The organism is Fischerella muscicola PCC 7414 (assembly GCF_000317205.1).
Classification (GTDB): domain Bacteria; phylum Cyanobacteriota; class Cyanobacteriia; order Cyanobacteriales; family Nostocaceae; genus Fischerella; species Fischerella muscicola.
The window spans coordinates 1-228 of record NZ_AJLK01000266.1 but is presented as its reverse complement, the minus strand read 5'-3'; the positions used below and the strand labels follow the sequence as shown (position 1 = coordinate 228).

Annotated in this window: 1 protein-coding gene; it reads right to left on the bottom strand. The window is 40.8% G+C overall.

Translation table 11 applies throughout. From position 1 onward, the window contains the following. Positions 1–194 (bottom strand): hypothetical protein (locus UYI_RS39485; protein WP_235148061.1); only part of this gene is annotated, 194 nt, incomplete at its 3' end. Positions 195–228: the final 34 nt, after the last annotated feature.

The following is a 228-nucleotide window of genomic DNA, read 5'->3' as shown; positions in this document are numbered from 1 at the left end:
CTTATATAATCCATGTGTTGTATTCTTTTTTCAAATTGGTATAAGTACACATATTGAATTATGCCCTGGCGATTAGAAATCGCAGCTACAAAGAGTCGAACCATATTAGCGCGCCTACTCTGATTTGGTGCATAAATCTCTTCTTTATCTCTGTGTCCTCTGCGTCTGTGCGGTTTATACCGAGTTGCATTCATAGATATTACCTCACCCCCAGCCCCTCTCCTTACT